This is a genomic window from Pseudalkalibacillus sp. R45 (assembly GCF_052246725.1).
Taxonomy (GTDB): domain Bacteria; phylum Bacillota; class Bacilli; order Bacillales; family Fictibacillaceae; genus Pseudalkalibacillus.
In genome coordinates this window covers 453,259-469,812 of the sequence record NZ_JBQQCL010000001.1, presented here as the reverse complement: position 1 = coordinate 469,812, position 16,554 = coordinate 453,259, and the positions used below count along the sequence as shown (strand labels likewise).

Annotated in this window: 14 protein-coding genes; 12 read left to right on the top strand and 2 right to left on the bottom strand. The window is 42.2% G+C overall.

Going from position 1 to position 16,554, the window contains the following annotated elements:
• Positions 1–176: 176 nt before the first annotated feature.
• Entirely contained in the window at positions 177–449 is a 273-nt protein-coding gene (locus ACTWQL_RS02435) for a hypothetical protein (RefSeq protein ID WP_443140838.1), read from the bottom strand.
• A gap of 288 nt (positions 450–737) precedes the next feature.
• On the opposite strand from ACTWQL_RS02435, the gene ACTWQL_RS02430 reads away from it, so the two are divergent.
• The 9 genes from ACTWQL_RS02430 to murQ all read left to right on the top strand — a co-directional run bounded on the left by ACTWQL_RS02430 (position 738) and on the right by murQ (position 12,154).
• Positions 738–1,037 carry a hypothetical protein gene (locus tag ACTWQL_RS02430; protein ID WP_443140837.1) on the top strand — a complete coding sequence of 100 codons (300 nt, stop codon included), beginning with the start codon at positions 738–740 and terminating at the stop codon, positions 1,035–1,037.
• 245 nt (positions 1,038–1,282) lie between these two features.
• Positions 1,283–3,184 (top strand): N-acetylglucosamine-specific PTS transporter subunit IIBC, encoded by a 1,902-nt coding sequence (nagE, locus tag ACTWQL_RS02425; protein WP_443140836.1) that lies wholly within the window; start codon positions 1,283–1,285, stop codon positions 3,182–3,184.
• A 528-nt stretch (positions 3,185–3,712) separates the two neighbouring features.
• Complete coding sequence (locus tag ACTWQL_RS02420) at positions 3,713–5,419, top strand: serine hydrolase (protein WP_443140835.1); 1,707 nt, start codon at positions 3,713–3,715, stop codon at positions 5,417–5,419.
• A 28-nt stretch (positions 5,420–5,447) separates the two neighbouring features.
• Positions 5,448–6,710: an exo-beta-N-acetylmuramidase NamZ family protein gene (locus ACTWQL_RS02415; RefSeq protein WP_443140834.1), complete on the top strand. Its 1,263-nt coding sequence runs from the start codon at positions 5,448–5,450 to the stop codon at positions 6,708–6,710.
• 17 nt (positions 6,711–6,727) lie between these two features.
• A complete protein-coding gene (locus tag ACTWQL_RS02410) occupies positions 6,728–7,588 on the top strand; it encodes a MurR/RpiR family transcriptional regulator (protein WP_443140833.1) in 861 nt (286 codons plus the stop codon).
• A gap of 83 nt (positions 7,589–7,671) precedes the next feature.
• Complete coding sequence (locus tag ACTWQL_RS02405; protein ID WP_443141447.1) at positions 7,672–8,949, top strand: ABC transporter substrate-binding protein; 1,278 nt, start codon at positions 7,672–7,674, stop codon at positions 8,947–8,949.
• A 118-nt stretch (positions 8,950–9,067) separates the two neighbouring features.
• A complete protein-coding gene (locus tag ACTWQL_RS02400; RefSeq protein WP_443140832.1) occupies positions 9,068–10,021 on the top strand; it encodes a carbohydrate ABC transporter permease in 954 nt (317 codons plus the stop codon).
• Positions 10,022–10,108: 87 nt separating this feature from the next.
• On the top strand, positions 10,109–10,933 hold the full coding sequence (locus tag ACTWQL_RS02395) for a carbohydrate ABC transporter permease (protein ID WP_443140831.1): 825 nt from the start codon (positions 10,109–10,111) through the stop codon (positions 10,931–10,933).
• A gap of 321 nt (positions 10,934–11,254) precedes the next feature.
• Positions 11,255–12,154: an N-acetylmuramic acid 6-phosphate etherase gene (murQ, locus tag ACTWQL_RS02390; RefSeq protein WP_443140830.1), complete on the top strand. Its 900-nt coding sequence runs from the start codon at positions 11,255–11,257 to the stop codon at positions 12,152–12,154.
• Between the two features lie 377 nt (positions 12,155–12,531).
• On the opposite strand, the gene ACTWQL_RS02385 is transcribed toward murQ, so the two are convergent.
• Positions 12,532–13,185 (bottom strand): pyridoxine/pyridoxamine 5'-phosphate oxidase, encoded by a 654-nt coding sequence (locus tag ACTWQL_RS02385; RefSeq protein ID WP_443140829.1) that lies wholly within the window; start codon positions 13,183–13,185, stop codon positions 12,532–12,534.
• A 102-nt stretch (positions 13,186–13,287) separates the two neighbouring features.
• On the opposite strand from ACTWQL_RS02385, the gene ACTWQL_RS02380 reads away from it, so the two are divergent.
• From ACTWQL_RS02380 to ACTWQL_RS02370, 3 genes are all read left to right on the top strand, one after another.
• Positions 13,288–14,190: a LysR substrate-binding domain-containing protein gene (locus ACTWQL_RS02380; RefSeq protein ID WP_443140828.1), complete on the top strand. Its 903-nt coding sequence runs from the start codon at positions 13,288–13,290 to the stop codon at positions 14,188–14,190.
• Between the two features lie 126 nt (positions 14,191–14,316).
• The gene (locus ACTWQL_RS02375; RefSeq protein WP_443140827.1) at positions 14,317–15,126 is read left to right on the top strand and encodes a metallophosphoesterase; all 810 of its coding nucleotides are present in this window, start codon (positions 14,317–14,319) and stop codon (positions 15,124–15,126) included.
• Complete coding sequence (locus ACTWQL_RS02370; RefSeq protein ID WP_443140826.1) at positions 15,126–16,352, top strand: MFS transporter; 1,227 nt, start codon at positions 15,126–15,128, stop codon at positions 16,350–16,352. Before ACTWQL_RS02375 ends, ACTWQL_RS02370 begins: the two co-directional genes overlap by 1 nt.
• Positions 16,353–16,554: the final 202 nt, after the last annotated feature.

Genomic DNA, 16,554 nt, shown 5'->3' with positions numbered 1-16,554 from the left:
GGAAGAGTTTTTGTTCTGCAAACCTGTATCAGCCTCCATCCAAAACATCTATCAGTAAGAGGTCGAACCCCAACAATAAAAGTACTCGTAAAAAAAGATGACGATTTTAATGCCAAAATTACCATTAATTTTTATAAAGGAATGTCCCACTGCATCAGCAATGAGACATTTTTGTTTTACCACCCATATCCATAAGGTGGGTATGGGTAAGGGTAAGGGTATGGTGGTCTAAAAAGGGATACTCCGGCGATAGCTCCAAGACCCAAACCAATTAGTCCAGCCCCTAGTAATGGAAAGAAGCGACCATCTCTCTCTTCGAATGGTTGTAAGTAGACCTTTTCAGAATCCACTTTTTTGATGACCCCGATATAAGCCTTTTTATCATAAGTCGTGATCATAACTGGCTTTTCAACATGGTGTAAACATTGGTGATAGATATACTCCTTCAAAAGGTTACCTCCCCAACTCTGATGAAGTTTCCCTTCTATAGTATGAAGAGGATAGGTTTATGACAGAAAGAATTATTTTGAAAGAGGACGAAGTGTCAATTTTACGTGTCCGTTTAGTAGGTCTAACTTCAGCCTTCTGGAAAAGGAAAAGGGCGGCTTCTGAATTGTATGTGTAAAAGGAATTTTCAAACTTTATTTTTTTGGAAATTGTGTGTTTTTTGTCACATCTTTTTTATCTAAAAGGGAGTAAAATATTGGTGAAATAGATGAACGAAGGGGATGTTTTGTATGGGAAAAATCATACTTAATGTACCGTTCTTTTGGTTTATCTTGAGTAATGCAGCATTTGCACAAACGACAGTGGATCAAACAGAACACACACTTACGTTATACTTGATTGCAAGTATACCAATCTTATTTTTTGCGACTTTAATATATATTTTCGGAGATTATCGGGAGTTTTTCTGGAGAAAACGAGCTTTATTTCTAGTATCACGCTCATCTGCAGATAAAGTCATCTCAATAAAAGAGTGCCGAAAAATTTCGAAGGCGAAAAAACATCTATCAAGAGGAGCTGACATTTTTTAATGTCAGTTCCTTTTTCTCTTCTTAGGCTACACTTGCTCAAGGTCCTCCCGAAATTGCTCAAGATCCCCCTCGGTTTTGCTCAAGATCCCCGCGGAATTACTCAAAATCATCACAGAACTAACTGGAATTTTATTTCATACTTTTATCCCATTTATGAAATTTTGTAACTATTGGAAGCATTTTTTTGATATATCTATTTATGAAAAGGTTTCAGAAAATTTTAAAAAATACAAGGAGGATTGTATATGTTAGGATTTTTGCAAAGAATCGGTAGGGCATTAATGCTGCCGATTGCGATCATGCCGGCAGCCGCATTGCTTTTACGTGTGGGACAAGATGATTTATTAGGGATCCCGTTCATTGCAGCTTCTGGTAATGCTATTTTTGCCCATCTGCCGCTTCTTTTCGCGATTGGGGTAGCCATCGGATTATCCAAAGACTCGAATGGCGCTGCCGGATTAGCGGGTGCGGTCGCTTTTTTTGTGTTGACAGAAGGGACGAAAGCCATTAATGAAGAAATCAATATGGCATTCCTTGGGGGGATTTTATCTGGGGTAATAGCTGGACTGCTTTACAACCGCTTTCATGAAATAAAATTACCAGATTACCTCGCCTTCTTTGGAGGAAGACGCTTTGTTCCTATCATCACGGCTGGGGTGATGGTTGTACTGGCAGGTCTTTTCGGATTCGTGTGGCCACCAATCCAGGATGGCATCAATGCAATTGGGCAATGGATCATTGATGCAGGAGCTGCAGGAGTTGGAATTTATGGGTTCATGAATCGTTTGCTTATCCCGATCGGTCTGCATCATGTACTTAATAGTCTTGTCTGGTTCGTATTTGGAGAATATAACGGAGCGACTGGTGATCTGCATCGTTTCTTTGCGGGTGATCCGGAAGCTGGAATATTCATGGCCGGCTTCTTCCCAATCATGATGTTCGGTCTCCCTGCAGCATGTTTCGCAATGATTGCTGCTGCTAAAAAGGAAAAGAAAAAAGCGGTCACCGGGTTACTGGTCGGGATTGCCTTCACTTCCTTCCTGACAGGTATTACAGAACCGATCGAGTTCTCTTTCATGTTCTTATCACCTATTTTATATGGCGTACATGCGTTATTGACTGGTAGTGCGATGGTGGTTACTTATGCGTTGGACATCCATCATGGATTCGGGTTTTCCGCAGGGGCAATCGACTACATTTTGAATTTCGGTCTTGCCCAACGGCCGTGGCTATTGTTCATCGTTGGTCTGATCTATGCAGCCATTTATTTTGTCGTTTTCTATTTCCTTATCAAAGCATTGGATCTGAAAACACCAGGTCGTGAAGATGATGAGGAAATGGTTGAGGATAATCTTTCCACTTCGGCTGGCACTGGTAACCAATATGAAGATATGGCACATCATTTCATTAAAGGGCTTGGTGGTAAAGCAAATATCCAATCGATTGACAGCTGTGCAACCCGTCTTCGATTAAATATTGCAGATATGAATGCGATTGATGAACAGGCGTTGAAAAGGCACGGAGCAAAAGGGATTATGAAAATTGACCGGAGAAATCTTCAAGTGGTTGTTGGTACGAATGTTGAGTTCGTGGCCACCGCCATGCAGCGTAAAATGGCAAATGAAGATAATTCTCCTCAAGAATCAGTCCCTGTTGATGACGGAAAAACAACTGCTAGATCGGCGCTTGGTGAAAATGATTTTGCCTCGCCAATTGAAGGTCGTATCATTCCAATTACTAATGTTGATGACCCGACATTTTCTGAACGGATGATGGGTGACGGTTTTGCGGTTGAACCGACTGGAAAAACGATCGCCTCACCAGTTGACGGAAAAGTCATCAATCTGTTCCCGACGAAACATGCAATCGGGATTGAATCGAAAAATGGCTATGAAATCTTGATCCATGTTGGATTGGATACAGTGGAATTGAATGGTGAAGGGTTCCAGGCTTATGTCAAAGCTGGTGATGAAGTCAAGCAAGGGCAAAAATTACTGGGGCTCGACCTGGACTATTTACAAAAGAATGCGAAATCTACCGTTACACCGATCATCTTCACCAATCTAGATGAGGGTGAAAGAGTCGAATTGAAGAAATCTGGAACGATCAATCAGGGTGAAACAAACGTCATTGAAATTAGAAAATGATCGATGTAAAAAGAGCGGAGCTGCCTCTATTGGCCAGCTCCGTTTTTTAACTTGTTGCTCGTTCGGACAGTAGAGAGAGAAAACAGCGATGAAGTGTCCAAGGTTGGTGTTTTATGGGACAGGAAGAGGAGAAATCCCCGAGAGTCTGTCCCAAAAGTATGTGTAATGGGACAGGAAGAGAAGAAATCATGAAGGATCTGTACCAAATATCGCCCTCAAAACTTTTTCAGGTGAAAGAGCTCTACAACAGTGGATCATCATCAATTTTAAAAAGCCCCTTGAAATAAAACTTCATAATCCAGCGTTATAATTGTCATAATATTTCAAAAATAATTAATTAGGACTGAATCAATGGTCTCGATTAACGTCTCGATATCGGTTGTTAGGGACTTAAGTGGTATAGACAACTTGTTTTACCCTTAGGTAACCTGAAGATAGATTTTGGAAGCACTTACATTTTCAAGAACGGAAGGAGGCTACTGCAGCTACATAGCTCTTTAATGATCAACTATGTAAAAGGGAGGCACTATGAAAACCAAAACATTGAGTGCTACATTAGCGGCTTTGTTGGCTTGTTCAAGTTCAGTAGCAGGTAGTAATTTTGTAAATGCGAATGACAATCATCCTGTAACTCCTAGCATTGAACAAAATGAAACCAAGAGCAATAACAGTAATGCTCATCCAGCTTTTTCATGGGGAAATCCTGGTCCTGTTTTACCCATTCTCAAACCAGGATCGATAAGGGGGGCCGGGATGAGAAGTGAACCGTTACAAGAAATCGATGGTGTGATGGACACGATGATTCAAGACAATGTGATGCCAGGTGCAGTAGCGTTGGTGGCAAGACGCGGCCATATTGTCAAACATGAATCTTATGGGTATGCAGCTCGTTATACGGATGATAGCCAAAATGAAATGGAAAATCCGATCGAGATGCAAGACGATACGATATTCGATCTTGCGTCCATCAGTAAGATCTTCACCACAACTGCCGCAATGAAGCTTTACGAAGAGGGCTATTTTGAATTGGATGACCCAGTAGCAGATCACATTCCGGAATTTGCAGAGAACGGAAAGGAAAACGTGACAATCAGGCAATTGATGACCCACACCTCAGGTTTTACAGCATGGATTCCTCTCTACACGCAAGGCGATAGCCGTGAGGAACGGCTTCAGATCGTATTTGCACACCCTCTTAACAATGAACCGGGTACGACGTATACATACAGCGATTTGAACATGATTACACTCGGTGCATTGGTTGAACGTCTTTCTGGCAAGCGGCTCGATCAATTTGTAAAAGAGAATATCACCGATCCGTTAGGCATGGACGATACGATGTACAACCCGCCTGCATCCCTCAAAGAACGGATTGCTGCCACAGAATACCAGCCATGGACCAATCGTGGTCTTGTCTGGGGAGACGTGCATGATGAAAATGCCTGGTCCCTTGATGGAGTGGCTGGACATGCTGGTGTCTTTTCCACAGCTGAGGACCTTGGCAAACTTGCACACATGTATGTAAATGACGGCCGGTATGGGAACAAGCAGATTCTCAAGCCTGAAACGATCAAGCTACTCGTAGAAAACCAAATTCCAGAGTTTCCTGGAGATGACCATGGTTTAGGGTGGGAGATTCAGCAAGGCTGGTTCATGGATGCCCTTTCTTCCAGCTCGACAGTCGGTCACACCGGTTACACAGGGACATCGATCGTAGTCGATTTGAATAACGCAACAATCGCCATTCTTTTAACAAATCGTGTCCACCCGACGCGAAACACAGTTTCAACGAATGTTGCAAGACGCGCGTTTGCTAGACAGGTAGCTGACGCCATTCCGGTTGAGATGATTGATAAAAGTCCGGCCTGGTTCTCTGGCTATGGCGATGCGATGGAGCGTTCGCTTACTGCTGAAGTCGATTTGAGTGGATCTGCTACGCTGACCTTCGATACCTGGTACAGGCTCGAGTCTGGTTACGATACAGGAAAAATCGAAGTTTCAGAGGATGGGGAAAGCTGGTCTCAAATCCATGATTCGTTTACTGGAAGCAGTGAATGGAATCAAGTTCAAGTAGAAGTGCCGGCCAATGCAAAATATGTGAGATTCCGTTATGAAACAGATAGCTACACGAATGGACGGGGCTGGTACATCGACAATCTGAAATTGGAACTGGAAGATAGGACGGAAATGGCCCCAGAATTTTCTGGTGAAGGCTGGGAGCTTCGAGACTTTTAATCTCTAAAACTAAGTAGGAGGGATTACAGTGAAAAAATGGTTCGTCATGGTCATAACGACTGTTCTTGTATTGTCTTCGTTGACAGCGGCACTCACCACCAACGCTGATGGAAAAGGGAAAGGAAAACAAGGCAAGCAAGTAAAACTTGGAGTTGAAGTCTTGTTGGATGAGCAGAAGGATCTGATTGAAGGGCAGAAGGTAGGACTGATCACGAATCCAACAGGCGTGGATCAGGAGCTTAATAGCATCGTAGATCTGCTTCATAACGATCCGGACGTGAATCTGACAGCCTTATACGGACCAGAGCATGGCGTGCGCGGGAGTGCGCAGGCTGGGGAATATGTGGAGTTCTACATTGATGAAGAGACAGGACTTCCAGTGTACAGCCTCTATGGTCAAACAAGAAAACCGACTCCTGAAATGCTTGAAAACGTAGATGTCCTTCTTTTTGATATCCAGGATGTCGGCACTCGCTTCTATACGTATATCTACACGATGGCATACGCAATGGAAGCAGCTGCCGAAAACGATATCCCGTTCATCGTCTTGGACCGTCCAAATCCGATCAGCGGAACAAAAGTGGAAGGACCAGTACTTGATCCGGAATACAGTTCATTTGTCGGAATGTATCCGATTCCGCTTCGTCATGGCATGACAGTGGGTGAGCTGGCACGCTTGTTCAATGAAGAGTTCGAAATCGGAGCAGACCTGACAGTTGTTGAAATGGATGGTTGGAAACGGAATATGTATTACGATGATACTTCGCTTGAATTTGTACTGCCATCACCGAATATGCCGACAGTCGATACAGCCCTCGTCTACCCAGGCGCAGCTTTGATTGAAGGAACGAACGTATCGGAAGGAAGAGGGACGACAAAACCGTTCGAATTGATTGGGGCACCGTTCATCAACAGTACAGAACTGGCTGCGGAATTGAATGATTTGAAATTACGCGGGGTTACATTCCGTGCAGCGTCGTTTACACCTGTGTTTTCAAAACATAGTGGTCAGTTGAGTCATGGCGTCCAGCTGCATGTAACGGATCAAAAAGCCTTCTCGCCAGTCGAAACCGGTCTTCACCTCGTGAAAACCATTCATGACAACTACCCGGAGGATTTTGAATTCCGTGCTGAAAACAGTGCTGGAGTGTCATTCTTCGATTTATTGATCGGAAACGGATGGGTGCGTGATGCGATTGAGGAGGGACAATCTGTAAAAGAAATCAAAGCTCAATGGCAGGACGATCTCGAACAATTCAAAAATACACGCGAGCAATATCTGCTTTATTGATTTAGGAGATCGGTTTGATGTTAAATGGTGGATTAATCAGCATCCAAGAATGTATGCCTTCCTTGAAGCCCTCTGAACGGAAAGTGGCTGAATACATTTTGACCAACCCTGGTGAAGTGGTGAACTTATCCGTCCAGAAGCTTGCGAAAAGGACACAAGTCAGTGAAGCGACGATCATCCGCCTTTCAAGAGCCCTCAGCTATAAAGGATTTCAGGAATTGAAACTGAGGATTGCAGGTGATCTTGCCCAATTCAATAACAATAACCATTCCTATCAGGAAATACCGACGAATGGTTCGATCGCTTCTATGATCGGGACGATTTCACATAACAACATCCAATCTATCAATGATACCCTTTCAGTTCTTACTCCTGAACAGGTTGAAGTGGCGGTGGACGTATTGAGCAAAGCCAGGAAAATTGCTATATACGGCATCGGGGCTTCGGCAGTCATTGCACAGGATTTCAAGCAGAAACTGACAAGGATCAATCGTTGGTGTGAAGCGGCGTTCGACTTTGATACACAGGGGACGATCAGTGCAAATTTGACAGAAGCAGATGTTGCATTCGGCATTTCTTATTCTGGAAGGACAAAAGATGTGATTGAATCCTTGAAGATCGCAAAAGAAAAGGGAGCTAAAACGATTTCACTGACGAAATTCGGGAGCAATCCTGTAGCGGACTTGACGGATATCAATCTGTTCACAAGTTCATTGGAGCAGAGTATCCGAAGTGGAGCAATGAGTTCCCGGATCTCACAGTTGAATGTGATCGATATTTTATATATCGGGATGACGAGCAGGAAATATGATGAAAGCATTGATGCACTCGAAAGGACAAGAAAAGCGGTGCAAGTATCAAAGCAAATGGATCGATGAGTCGTAGTCATTCACTTGGTGGGGTATGTAAAAATTTTGCTGATTAGCAAAAATAAACATTTTAACAGGAGGGGTTCAATGTGATGAAACGGTGGTTCAGTTTGTTTCTTGGGGTGCTCTTACTTTTGTCCCTTGCACTTGCAGGGTGCAATAGTACAGGCGGAAGCGACTCCGATAGCAATGGGGATGACTCCGGTGGCGACATCCTGACAATAGGAAGCTGGAGAACGGAAGATAAGGCTGCCTATGACAAAATCATCGAGGCGTTTAATGAAGAACATCCAGACATCAAGATCGAATTCAAGCCTTCAAAAAATACGGAATACGATACGATTCTCAACACGGCCTTACAAAGTGGTGAAGGGCCGGATATCATCCAGCTCCGTCCTTACGCACCTGGAATGGAACTTGCGAAAGCAGGATACCTTGAGCCGCTTGATGATCTAGAGGGCATCGATACATTTACAGATGATACGATTTCTGCTGCGACATCTGAAGACGGCAAAATCTATGGTGTCCCTCTGTCACTGAATTCTGCGCAAATGTTCTACAACAAGAAAATTTTCAAGGAGCATGGCCTAGAAGAGCCGAAAACATGGGATGAGTTCATCGATCTGAACGAAAAGCTGAAATCAGAAGGTGTCACACCGATCGCACTCGGAACGAAAGAGGGCTGGCTATTGTCGTTAGCTCATGCGATTGTCGGTCCAGCACATTATGGAGCTGGCGAATTCGTTGAACAAATCACCTCAGGGGATAAAACCTTCACGAGCGATGAATTTGTTTCTTCACTTGATGCAATGGATGAGTTGAAGAAATACTTCCCGGATAATTACGAAGGTCTCGGGATGGAAGATATCCGTACGCTTTTCTTTACGGAAGAAGCTGCCATGTTCCCATTAGGAAGCTGGGAAATCGAGGTGCTTCGTGAAATGAATCCTGAGTTGGAGCTTGGCTTCTTCCCGATGCCATCTGCTGAAGGAAATGAACCTACCATGACAACCTGGGTGGATGGATCCTATGGAATCAATGCCAATTCGAAAAATAAAGAAGATGCGAAGAAATTTCTGGAGTTCATGACAACAGAAAAATTTGCAAAACTATTTTCGGATGAGTTGGCGCGGATCCCTGCAGTTCCAGGAGTCCAAACAGAAGATGAACTGGTCACTGCGATGGCAGAAGCATCCAATACGAATTCTACCCCTTACATGATGCTCGTTCATTTTAACAAAGGAAATCCGACAACAAAGGCGACACTTGAGACTGAACTTCAAGGGATGTATCTCGGAAAACAATCACCTGAAGATGTTGCTGAAAAGCTGCAAGGAAACGCTGAAACGTATTTCGACCCATTTCAATAAATGATGACTGAATAACATTTAAAGAAAGTATAAATACTTTCTTCAATTAAGGGCAAATAAGACTCAGCCTACGCTAAGGCTTTGCTTTGCCAATATTTCTTTAAGGGGGCGAGGATCGATGGAGCTCGAAACGAAAACGAATATACCGACAAAACCTAAGAGTAAGAAGGATTGGAGAAAGATGATCATCCATCTTTTTCCGATCCCCGCCCTCGCTATATATGTTACTTTCATCATTTATCCGTTGTTCGCTGCCTTTTCGTATAGCCTTTTTGATTGGCAGGGGATCAGAAGGGGAGCATTCATCGGGATCGAGAATTTCATCGCTCTCTTTACTAGAGAACCTTTCAACAGTATGTTCTGGAATGCATTTGAAAATAACATCATCTACTTTCTATTAGAGATGGTCGTACAAAATGGGATCGCCTTCATGCTCGCCTATATCATTTATAAAAAAATCAGATTCGCGGAGTTTTTCAAGGCTGCTTATTTTTTACCCCGCTTACTATCGGTCATTATCGTAGGCTTTTTATGGAAGCTGATTCTAAACCCGAACTTCGGTGCCCTGAATGTCTTTTTGGAAAAGATAGGGCTGGAAAGCTGGGCCAAGGCTTGGCTCGGTGACCCTGACACTGCTCTCATCGCAATCATTCTCGTAAACTCGTGGTTTGGTCTCGGGTTTGCAGTGTTGATTTTCCTAGCAGGTTTACAGGGAATTCCGAATGATCTGATCGAGGCTGCTCGGCTGGATGGAGCGACTGGATTCAAGTTGATCCGAAAAATCATTCTGCCATTGATGATCCCATCGATCACTATCATGACCGTACTGACTTTCATCCATGCATTTGAAGCATTCGAGCTCGTCTATGCGATGCAAGGCTCAATGGGTGAACCGTATTATTCCACGGATACATTAGCCGTCTATTTCTATAGACTAGCATTCGGTTCAGGAGGAGCAAATTCAGCAGCAATCGGTTTAGGTTCAGCATTGGCAGTCGTCCTGTTCATGATCATTGCGACAATTTCGGCGTTGTTTTTGTTTGTGTTGCGGAGGCGTGAGGTCCAAATGTAAGTTGTAGATTTGTGATAACCGTCGAGCTTCGTTGTCAGCTGTGTTCGCTCTGGATTCTATAAATCTACTGTTCTAGGAGGGGAGAATATGAAAAACCATATCGCATCCAGATCCATCTATTATTTAATCGCATTCGTCTTTGCGGTGATCAGTGTGTACCCCATCCTGTTGATGGTTTATTCTTCCTTCAAGACGAATGCTGAACTTTTCAAAAATCCGTTGTCGATTCCGAAATCTTTCAGTCTCGAACCCTATCAAAAGCTCCTTGAACAAATACCGTTCTTCACCTTCTTCTGGAACAGTGTTTTTGTCAGTACGGTATCGGTGCTCTTCATTTTATTGTTCGGGTCGCTCGCAGCTTTTTACATTGCCAGATATTCATTCTGGTGGAATAACTATTTGTTCTTTTTTTTCTTGATCGGTATGATGATTCCGATCAAATTGGGGATCGTCCCTTTGTTCATGCTGATGAAGGATTTGAGTCTCATCAATTCCCTTTGGTCGCTCGTGTTCCTTTATACAGCAACTGGCATACCGTTATCCATCTTGATTTTGACCGGTTTTTTCCGAACCATGCCTAAAGAGTTGGAAGAAGCAGCCCGTATGGATGGGGCGACAGATATCAAGGTTTTCTGGCATGTGTTGCTCCCGATCATGAGACCTGCGCTTGGTACTGTGATGATCATCAATTTCATCCAATCGTGGAATGATTTCTTTTTCCCATTAGTATTTATTACTGATGAAATGAAGAAGACGATTCCGGTCGGGATGCTTTCGCTATTCGGTGAATATTCTGCGGATTGGGGAGCGTTATTCGCAGGATTGACGCTCTCTTCTTTACCGATGATCGTCCTGTTTTTTATCGCTTCCAAACAATTCATGGAAGGCTTGACAGCAGGAGCGGTCAAATAAAAACGTTCACTATTAAAGTCTTTTTTAATAGTTCTTTTCTTAAAAATTGTTGCTTTAGGGGCATTTTGGTAATGAACTACCTTGGACAAGTTGATTGGAGAGCAAGGTGCGAGACTCCTGCGGGATCAGCGGGACAGGTGAGACCATTCCATGTCGCCAGGCGACGAGTGGGCTCACCGCACGCCCCGCGGAAAGCGAGTATCCTGGAGCGGAAATCAACTACTTTCAAGAGCAACAAGATTTCCGAAAACAGCCTTTTTAATAAAGAAAAACATGATCTGCAAGGGCGGTAAGTATGGATAGGGCGACAGGAGGACAGTTATGATCAACAAAAACATGATAACAGAACAACGGAATAAGGAATCAGAAAAACTGGATACCTTTTCTGTCCAAGAAATAATCCAGGTCATGAATCGTGAAGATAAAACTGTTGCCGATTCTGTGGAGAGAAGCATACCTCAAATCACAAAAGCCATTGAAAAAATAGTTGAAGTGATGGATAGAGGAGGTAGATTATACTATATCGGAGCCGGGACAAGTGGTCGACTGGGAATACTGGATGCTTCGGAATGTCCGCCTACCTTTGGCGTTGCTGATGATTTAGTCAATGGGATCATTGCTGGCGGAGACCAAGCCCTCAGGACAGCGATTGAGAATGCAGAAGATAATGAAATGGCAGGCAGGAATGATGTAGAGGCTGTCGTTACAGAAAAGGATGCTGTTGTTGGGATCACTTCCAGCGGCAGAACCCCGTATGTGATTGGGGGCGTCAGAAAAGCTGCACAAATCGGTGCGTTGACCGTAGGGTTGTCTTGCAATCCAAATGCGGAATTAAGTCGGAGCGTTCGGTATCCGATCGAGATTTTGGTTGGTCCGGAAGTGGTGACGGGATCGACCAGATTAAAGGCCGGTACTGCGCAAAAAATGGTCTTGAATATGTTTTCCACGACTGTCATGATCAAACTCGGAAAAGTGTATGGAAACCTGATGGTGAATGTGCAGGCGACCAATGAAAAACTGAGGCATCGAGTCGTCCACATCATCCAAGAGGTGACTGGGGTGGATAAAAAAACTGCACAGAAATATAGCAACGCGGCAAAAGGAGATGCACGGGCGGCGATTCTCATGATCATGTTCCAAATTCCCTATGAAAAAGCGAGAGAAGCACTTCGGAAAAATAAAGAAAACTTTCCAAAAGCCATGGATAATTTGAGAGCTTAGTAAGATTGGAAGGCAGTGTCTCAACGGATTCTCTTTTGAAGTACACATAGTACAATTTACACATAAAAAGCGCAGGTGGCGTACGAAATCACCTGTGTTTTTCATGTTTTACAGAGTGAATTAACTTATGTAGTGGATGTGTTTCTTCCCTGAATTGCTTTGTGTTATTAGGAGTGAACAAATTAACAGAAAAAATATGTTAAAATATGGGTCTGAAACATTGATGAGCGTTATTCAAGATAAGGGCAGTTATCGGGAATAAGAGGTTCTTATATGTAATTCACAAAAGGACTAGTTTGTAGAATAAGAAATTTGTTTAACAGAGCATTCAAGTTAGTTGTAATTATACCTTTTTTAAATCAACTGGTTTTTGTTACTCAAGGCCACAACAAACGATGTCCCCAACTTTCTCCATTACGCTGATATTGTACCCTGATGTGTTTTCGGTCTGGATCCCCTTGCCAGAATTCAACTTCGTCTGGATCGACTGTGTACAACTTCCAAGTAGGGCTTACAGTATCGGGTACTTCTTTTACCAATTCCTTCGCTTTCAATAAAGCATCTTCTAACATCTGACGTTGCATCATTTCTTTACTTTGGTAACCAACTAAAGCTAGTGCCCTGGCCCCACTCGACCTTTCCAAGAAATCTTTTGAGCATGCTTCTGGTGGCATTACAGAAGCCACTCCACGTACCCGAACTTGTCTGCCAATTTCCGACCAATAGAACGTTAATGCGACTTTTGGGTTTAATTTCAATTGTTCTCCTTTTCTGCTTGTGGCCGATGTTGCAAAATACCATCTATTACAGGTTACATTTTTTAAAATTAAAACTCTTGCATCAGGTGCACCTATCTCGTCAACAGTGGATAAAGTCATCGCATGAGGTTCAGGAACACCTTTCTCAATCGCAATGTATAGCCATTCCAGGAATAATTCGGACGGGTTGTTAGGTATATTATTGAATTGAAAATCCGGAAAAGGACCGGTTAAAGCTTTCAAGTTCCTTAATAAGTCCTTTGTTTGTTTCATGTCTTGCTCCTTTCTTTACGAATAGTAGGTTCTTACTCTAAAATAAAGGAAATTATTTAATAAATCCAATATATATTTATTGCTTAATCATCAATATTATTTATGATTGGAGAGTCACTTTATGCGTTACGTATATTCACGCAAGTAGCTAAAATTGGCAGCGTTACACGCACAGCAGAAAGCCTCTTAATTAGCCAGCCTGCTGTAACAGCCCAACTCCGTAAATTAGAACAAGAAATGGGAATGAAGTTAATTACCTCTAAAGGACGGTCCATTCAATTAACTGAGGCGGGTGAATTACTTGCTACTCATTCAAAACGTCTCTTCGCCCTTGAAGCTGAGATTGAATCAATAATGGATGATTTTTCAACTGGAAAACGAGGAAGTTTGCGTATATGTTCAACCCAATTACCTGCGAGTACAGTCCTACCACATTGGATTGTGAAGTTTAAGCAAAAATACCCTTCAGTAGATGTTCAGCTGTATAAAGGAAACTCTGATTTGACCTTTGAACGGCTACTAGACTATTCCGTACATGTAGCTTTCGTTTATAGTGAACAGCTGGGAGAAGGTGTTGAATCACACACACTGCTTGACGATGAGCTTATTTTTATTGTGCCGGGCGAACATCGATTGGCAGGAAAAGAAGTTTCACTCGAGGAGCTTATGAGGGAACCGTTTATTTTACGTGAAAAGGGAAGTGCTACAAGAAGAAATGTCATGAATTTATGTGAAGCAGCTAACCTTGATAAGCCGAAATCAGTCATTCAAATCGAGGGGTTGAGAGAATCTATTGAAGCTGTAAAAGCTGGCTATGGTGCTGCACTCGTTTCTGCACTTGCAGTGAAAAATGACCTGTTTAGCGGTAAGCTTGGAAGGGTTTTTGTAAAAGATGTTGTTATTAAGCATCCGATAAGACTTTGTACGAGGAGTAATGAAAAACATTCAACAACCACAGCCAACTTTATTTCACTGATAAAAGATGAGTTAGCAAACACCTTATAATATTGCTGAAACAGTTTTTGTTAAAATCATCAATATTATTGATAAATCTATTAAAAATATATATTATTTTTAAACCGAAGTAGCCTATATACTTATTCTAACCCATATTATTGAGGTGAATAGTTAATGAAGGCTCTAATCATGTCTGATTTACATTTGGATATTAATGAACAATTATTAGGAAGAAGTGTAACTTTGGAATTCATCAACTGGTTGAACAAAAAGTCCTGCGATGTAGTTTTCATTGCCGGTGATTTGGCAGGAGATGCGTTAGACGGTATCCAACTTGTTGAAAGAATTCAAAGTGAAACCAACAAGGAAGTATACTTTGTAGCTGGAAATCACGATGTGTGGGTACCTAAGGATCATAAGGAGAACTCTTGGAGCAGCTATGATTTGATGTATAAACACCCCTGTTATCTTAATAAACCTATACAAATTGGTAGGCATACTGTGATTGGCGATATGGGGTGGTACGATTATTCATTTGGGTTACAACATGTGCCACACATCAAATTTAAAGAAGAGAAAAAACACGTTTGGAAGGATGGGCTCTATGCTCGGTGGGAAACGGACGATGAAGAGATTTTAAACAAAATGATAAAAAATTGGCGACTTCAACTGGAAGAACATAAAGATAACCCTGTAATGTTTATCAATCATTTCATTCCGTATAAAGAATTCCTCACGTGGTACGCTGATGACGAAAAAATGAATTTTTGTCAAGCATATATGGGCAGCAATCAGGTTGGCGAATTGGTAGATAGATATCAAAATGTTGACTATGTTGTATTTGGGCACACACATAAACGCCACGGTGTTGTTGAGCATCATGGCAAGAAGGTTATATGTCAACCATTTGGGTATGTCTACGATTGGTTAGGAAACAACTTCGTTGAAGAATTGGATAAAGCATCTGTCGTGATCGATCTATAATGAGAACAGATGCGGAAAAGCCAGTTATCGTAATCGCCCTGATTACTGCTGTTTGTTTGCTCGGTGATACTATGCTTTATATTGTTCTCCCGATCTACTGGGAAAGTTTCGGACTAACTTCTCTCTGGCAAGTTGGCGTCTTATTATCTATCAATCGGTTTGTAAGACTGCCACTCAATCCATTCGTAGGCTGGCTTTACCACCGCATCAGTAAACGAACAGGCGTACTTATTGCAGTTGGTCTGGCTGGGATCACAACATGTTCTTATGGTTATTTAAGTGGTTTTTGGCTATTGTGTTTTTCGAGGTGCTTATGGGGCGTAGCATGGGCTTTCTTACGTCTTGGCGGGTTTCTCACAGTCTTGCAAGTTGCCGATCAACATAACCGAGGATTCCTAATTGGAAAGTACAACGGATTGTGGGGGTTGGGTGGACTAACCGGTATGCTTGCAGGGGGAATTTTAGCCGATGTAATCGGGATTGGAGCAATGACACTTATTTTTGGTGCGGCTGCACTTCTCAGCATACCTTTTGTAATTCGCTATATTCCTAATAATTTCAGTGATAATAAGAGAGTTACATCCAGTATTGGCGCTTATAAGCAAGTTTGGAAACAGAAAAATATGATTCCAGTTATGATCTCCGGACTGCTTATGTCTATGGTGTTTTTTGGAATATATATGTCAACATTGAGTCGGTTAATTGAACTCAATTATTCTGAATCCTTCAGTCTATTCGGGATCGTATTCGGTTCTGCAACACTTGCAGGAATAATACAAGCTATACGTTGGAGTTGGGATCCTATTCTTGCACCACGTATTGGTCAACTATCGGATCAACATTCTGGAAGAACGTCCTTTCTTATCACTGCTCTTTTTCTTGGAGCAGTATGGTTTGTGATCCTTCCATTCAGGTTACCGTTGATCGTATGGTTTGTGGTATTACTTTTTCTTCAGCTTACCTGGACGATGATTGCAACGATTACAGATTCATTTGCTACTGACGTTGCATCCAAATCCTACAAAGTTGCAATAATGACCACTTATACTGTAGTGGTTGATGTGGGTGCCGCCATTGGACCTGCCCTTGGTTATATGTTAAGTGAAATCTTCAATATATCTGTATTGTATTGGATAACAGGTAGTTTGTTATTTAGTCTTGGTGTGTTTTTGAGCTTCAATAATATCTATGAAATAAGAAAGACAAAACAAAATTATTTTGCATGAGCTTGACCATCTTTGAGGAAAGGGATGCTTAGTAAATAATCGAAGCAGCATTTTTAATCTTCCGTTAACGGTCGTAAATCTAAAGCATTGGAATGCGCTTGTTATTCTATTATAGAGGGCATGTCTTTAAGACGGATAATCCTCTTTTGTTATTAAGTAAAGTAGAAGGTTAGTGAAATAAAATAATAAGTATTGAGGTGAG

Coding starts and splice junctions, on each gene's coding strand:
- ACTWQL_RS02430 (WP_443140837.1), top strand. CDS start 738: ATGGGAAAAATCATACTTAATGTACCGTTCTTTTGGTTTATCTTGAGT.
- nagE (WP_443140836.1), top strand. CDS start 1,283: ATGTTAGGATTTTTGCAAAGAATCGGTAGGGCATTAATGCTGCCGATT.
- ACTWQL_RS02420 (WP_443140835.1), top strand. CDS start 3,713: ATGAAAACCAAAACATTGAGTGCTACATTAGCGGCTTTGTTGGCTTGT.
- ACTWQL_RS02410 (WP_443140833.1), top strand. CDS start 6,728: ATGTTAAATGGTGGATTAATCAGCATCCAAGAATGTATGCCTTCCTTG.
- ACTWQL_RS02405 (WP_443141447.1), top strand. CDS start 7,672: ATGAAACGGTGGTTCAGTTTGTTTCTTGGGGTGCTCTTACTTTTGTCC.
- ACTWQL_RS02400 (WP_443140832.1), top strand. CDS start 9,068: ATGGAGCTCGAAACGAAAACGAATATACCGACAAAACCTAAGAGTAAG.
- ACTWQL_RS02395 (WP_443140831.1), top strand. CDS start 10,109: ATGAAAAACCATATCGCATCCAGATCCATCTATTATTTAATCGCATTC.
- murQ (WP_443140830.1), top strand. CDS start 11,255: ATGATCAACAAAAACATGATAACAGAACAACGGAATAAGGAATCAGAA.
- ACTWQL_RS02385 (WP_443140829.1), bottom strand. CDS start 13,185: ATGAAACAAACAAAGGACTTATTAAGGAACTTGAAAGCTTTAACCGGT.
- ACTWQL_RS02380 (WP_443140828.1), top strand. CDS start 13,288: ATGATTGGAGAGTCACTTTATGCGTTACGTATATTCACGCAAGTAGCT.
- ACTWQL_RS02375 (WP_443140827.1), top strand. CDS start 14,317: ATGAAGGCTCTAATCATGTCTGATTTACATTTGGATATTAATGAACAA.
- ACTWQL_RS02370 (WP_443140826.1), top strand. CDS start 15,126: ATGAGAACAGATGCGGAAAAGCCAGTTATCGTAATCGCCCTGATTACT.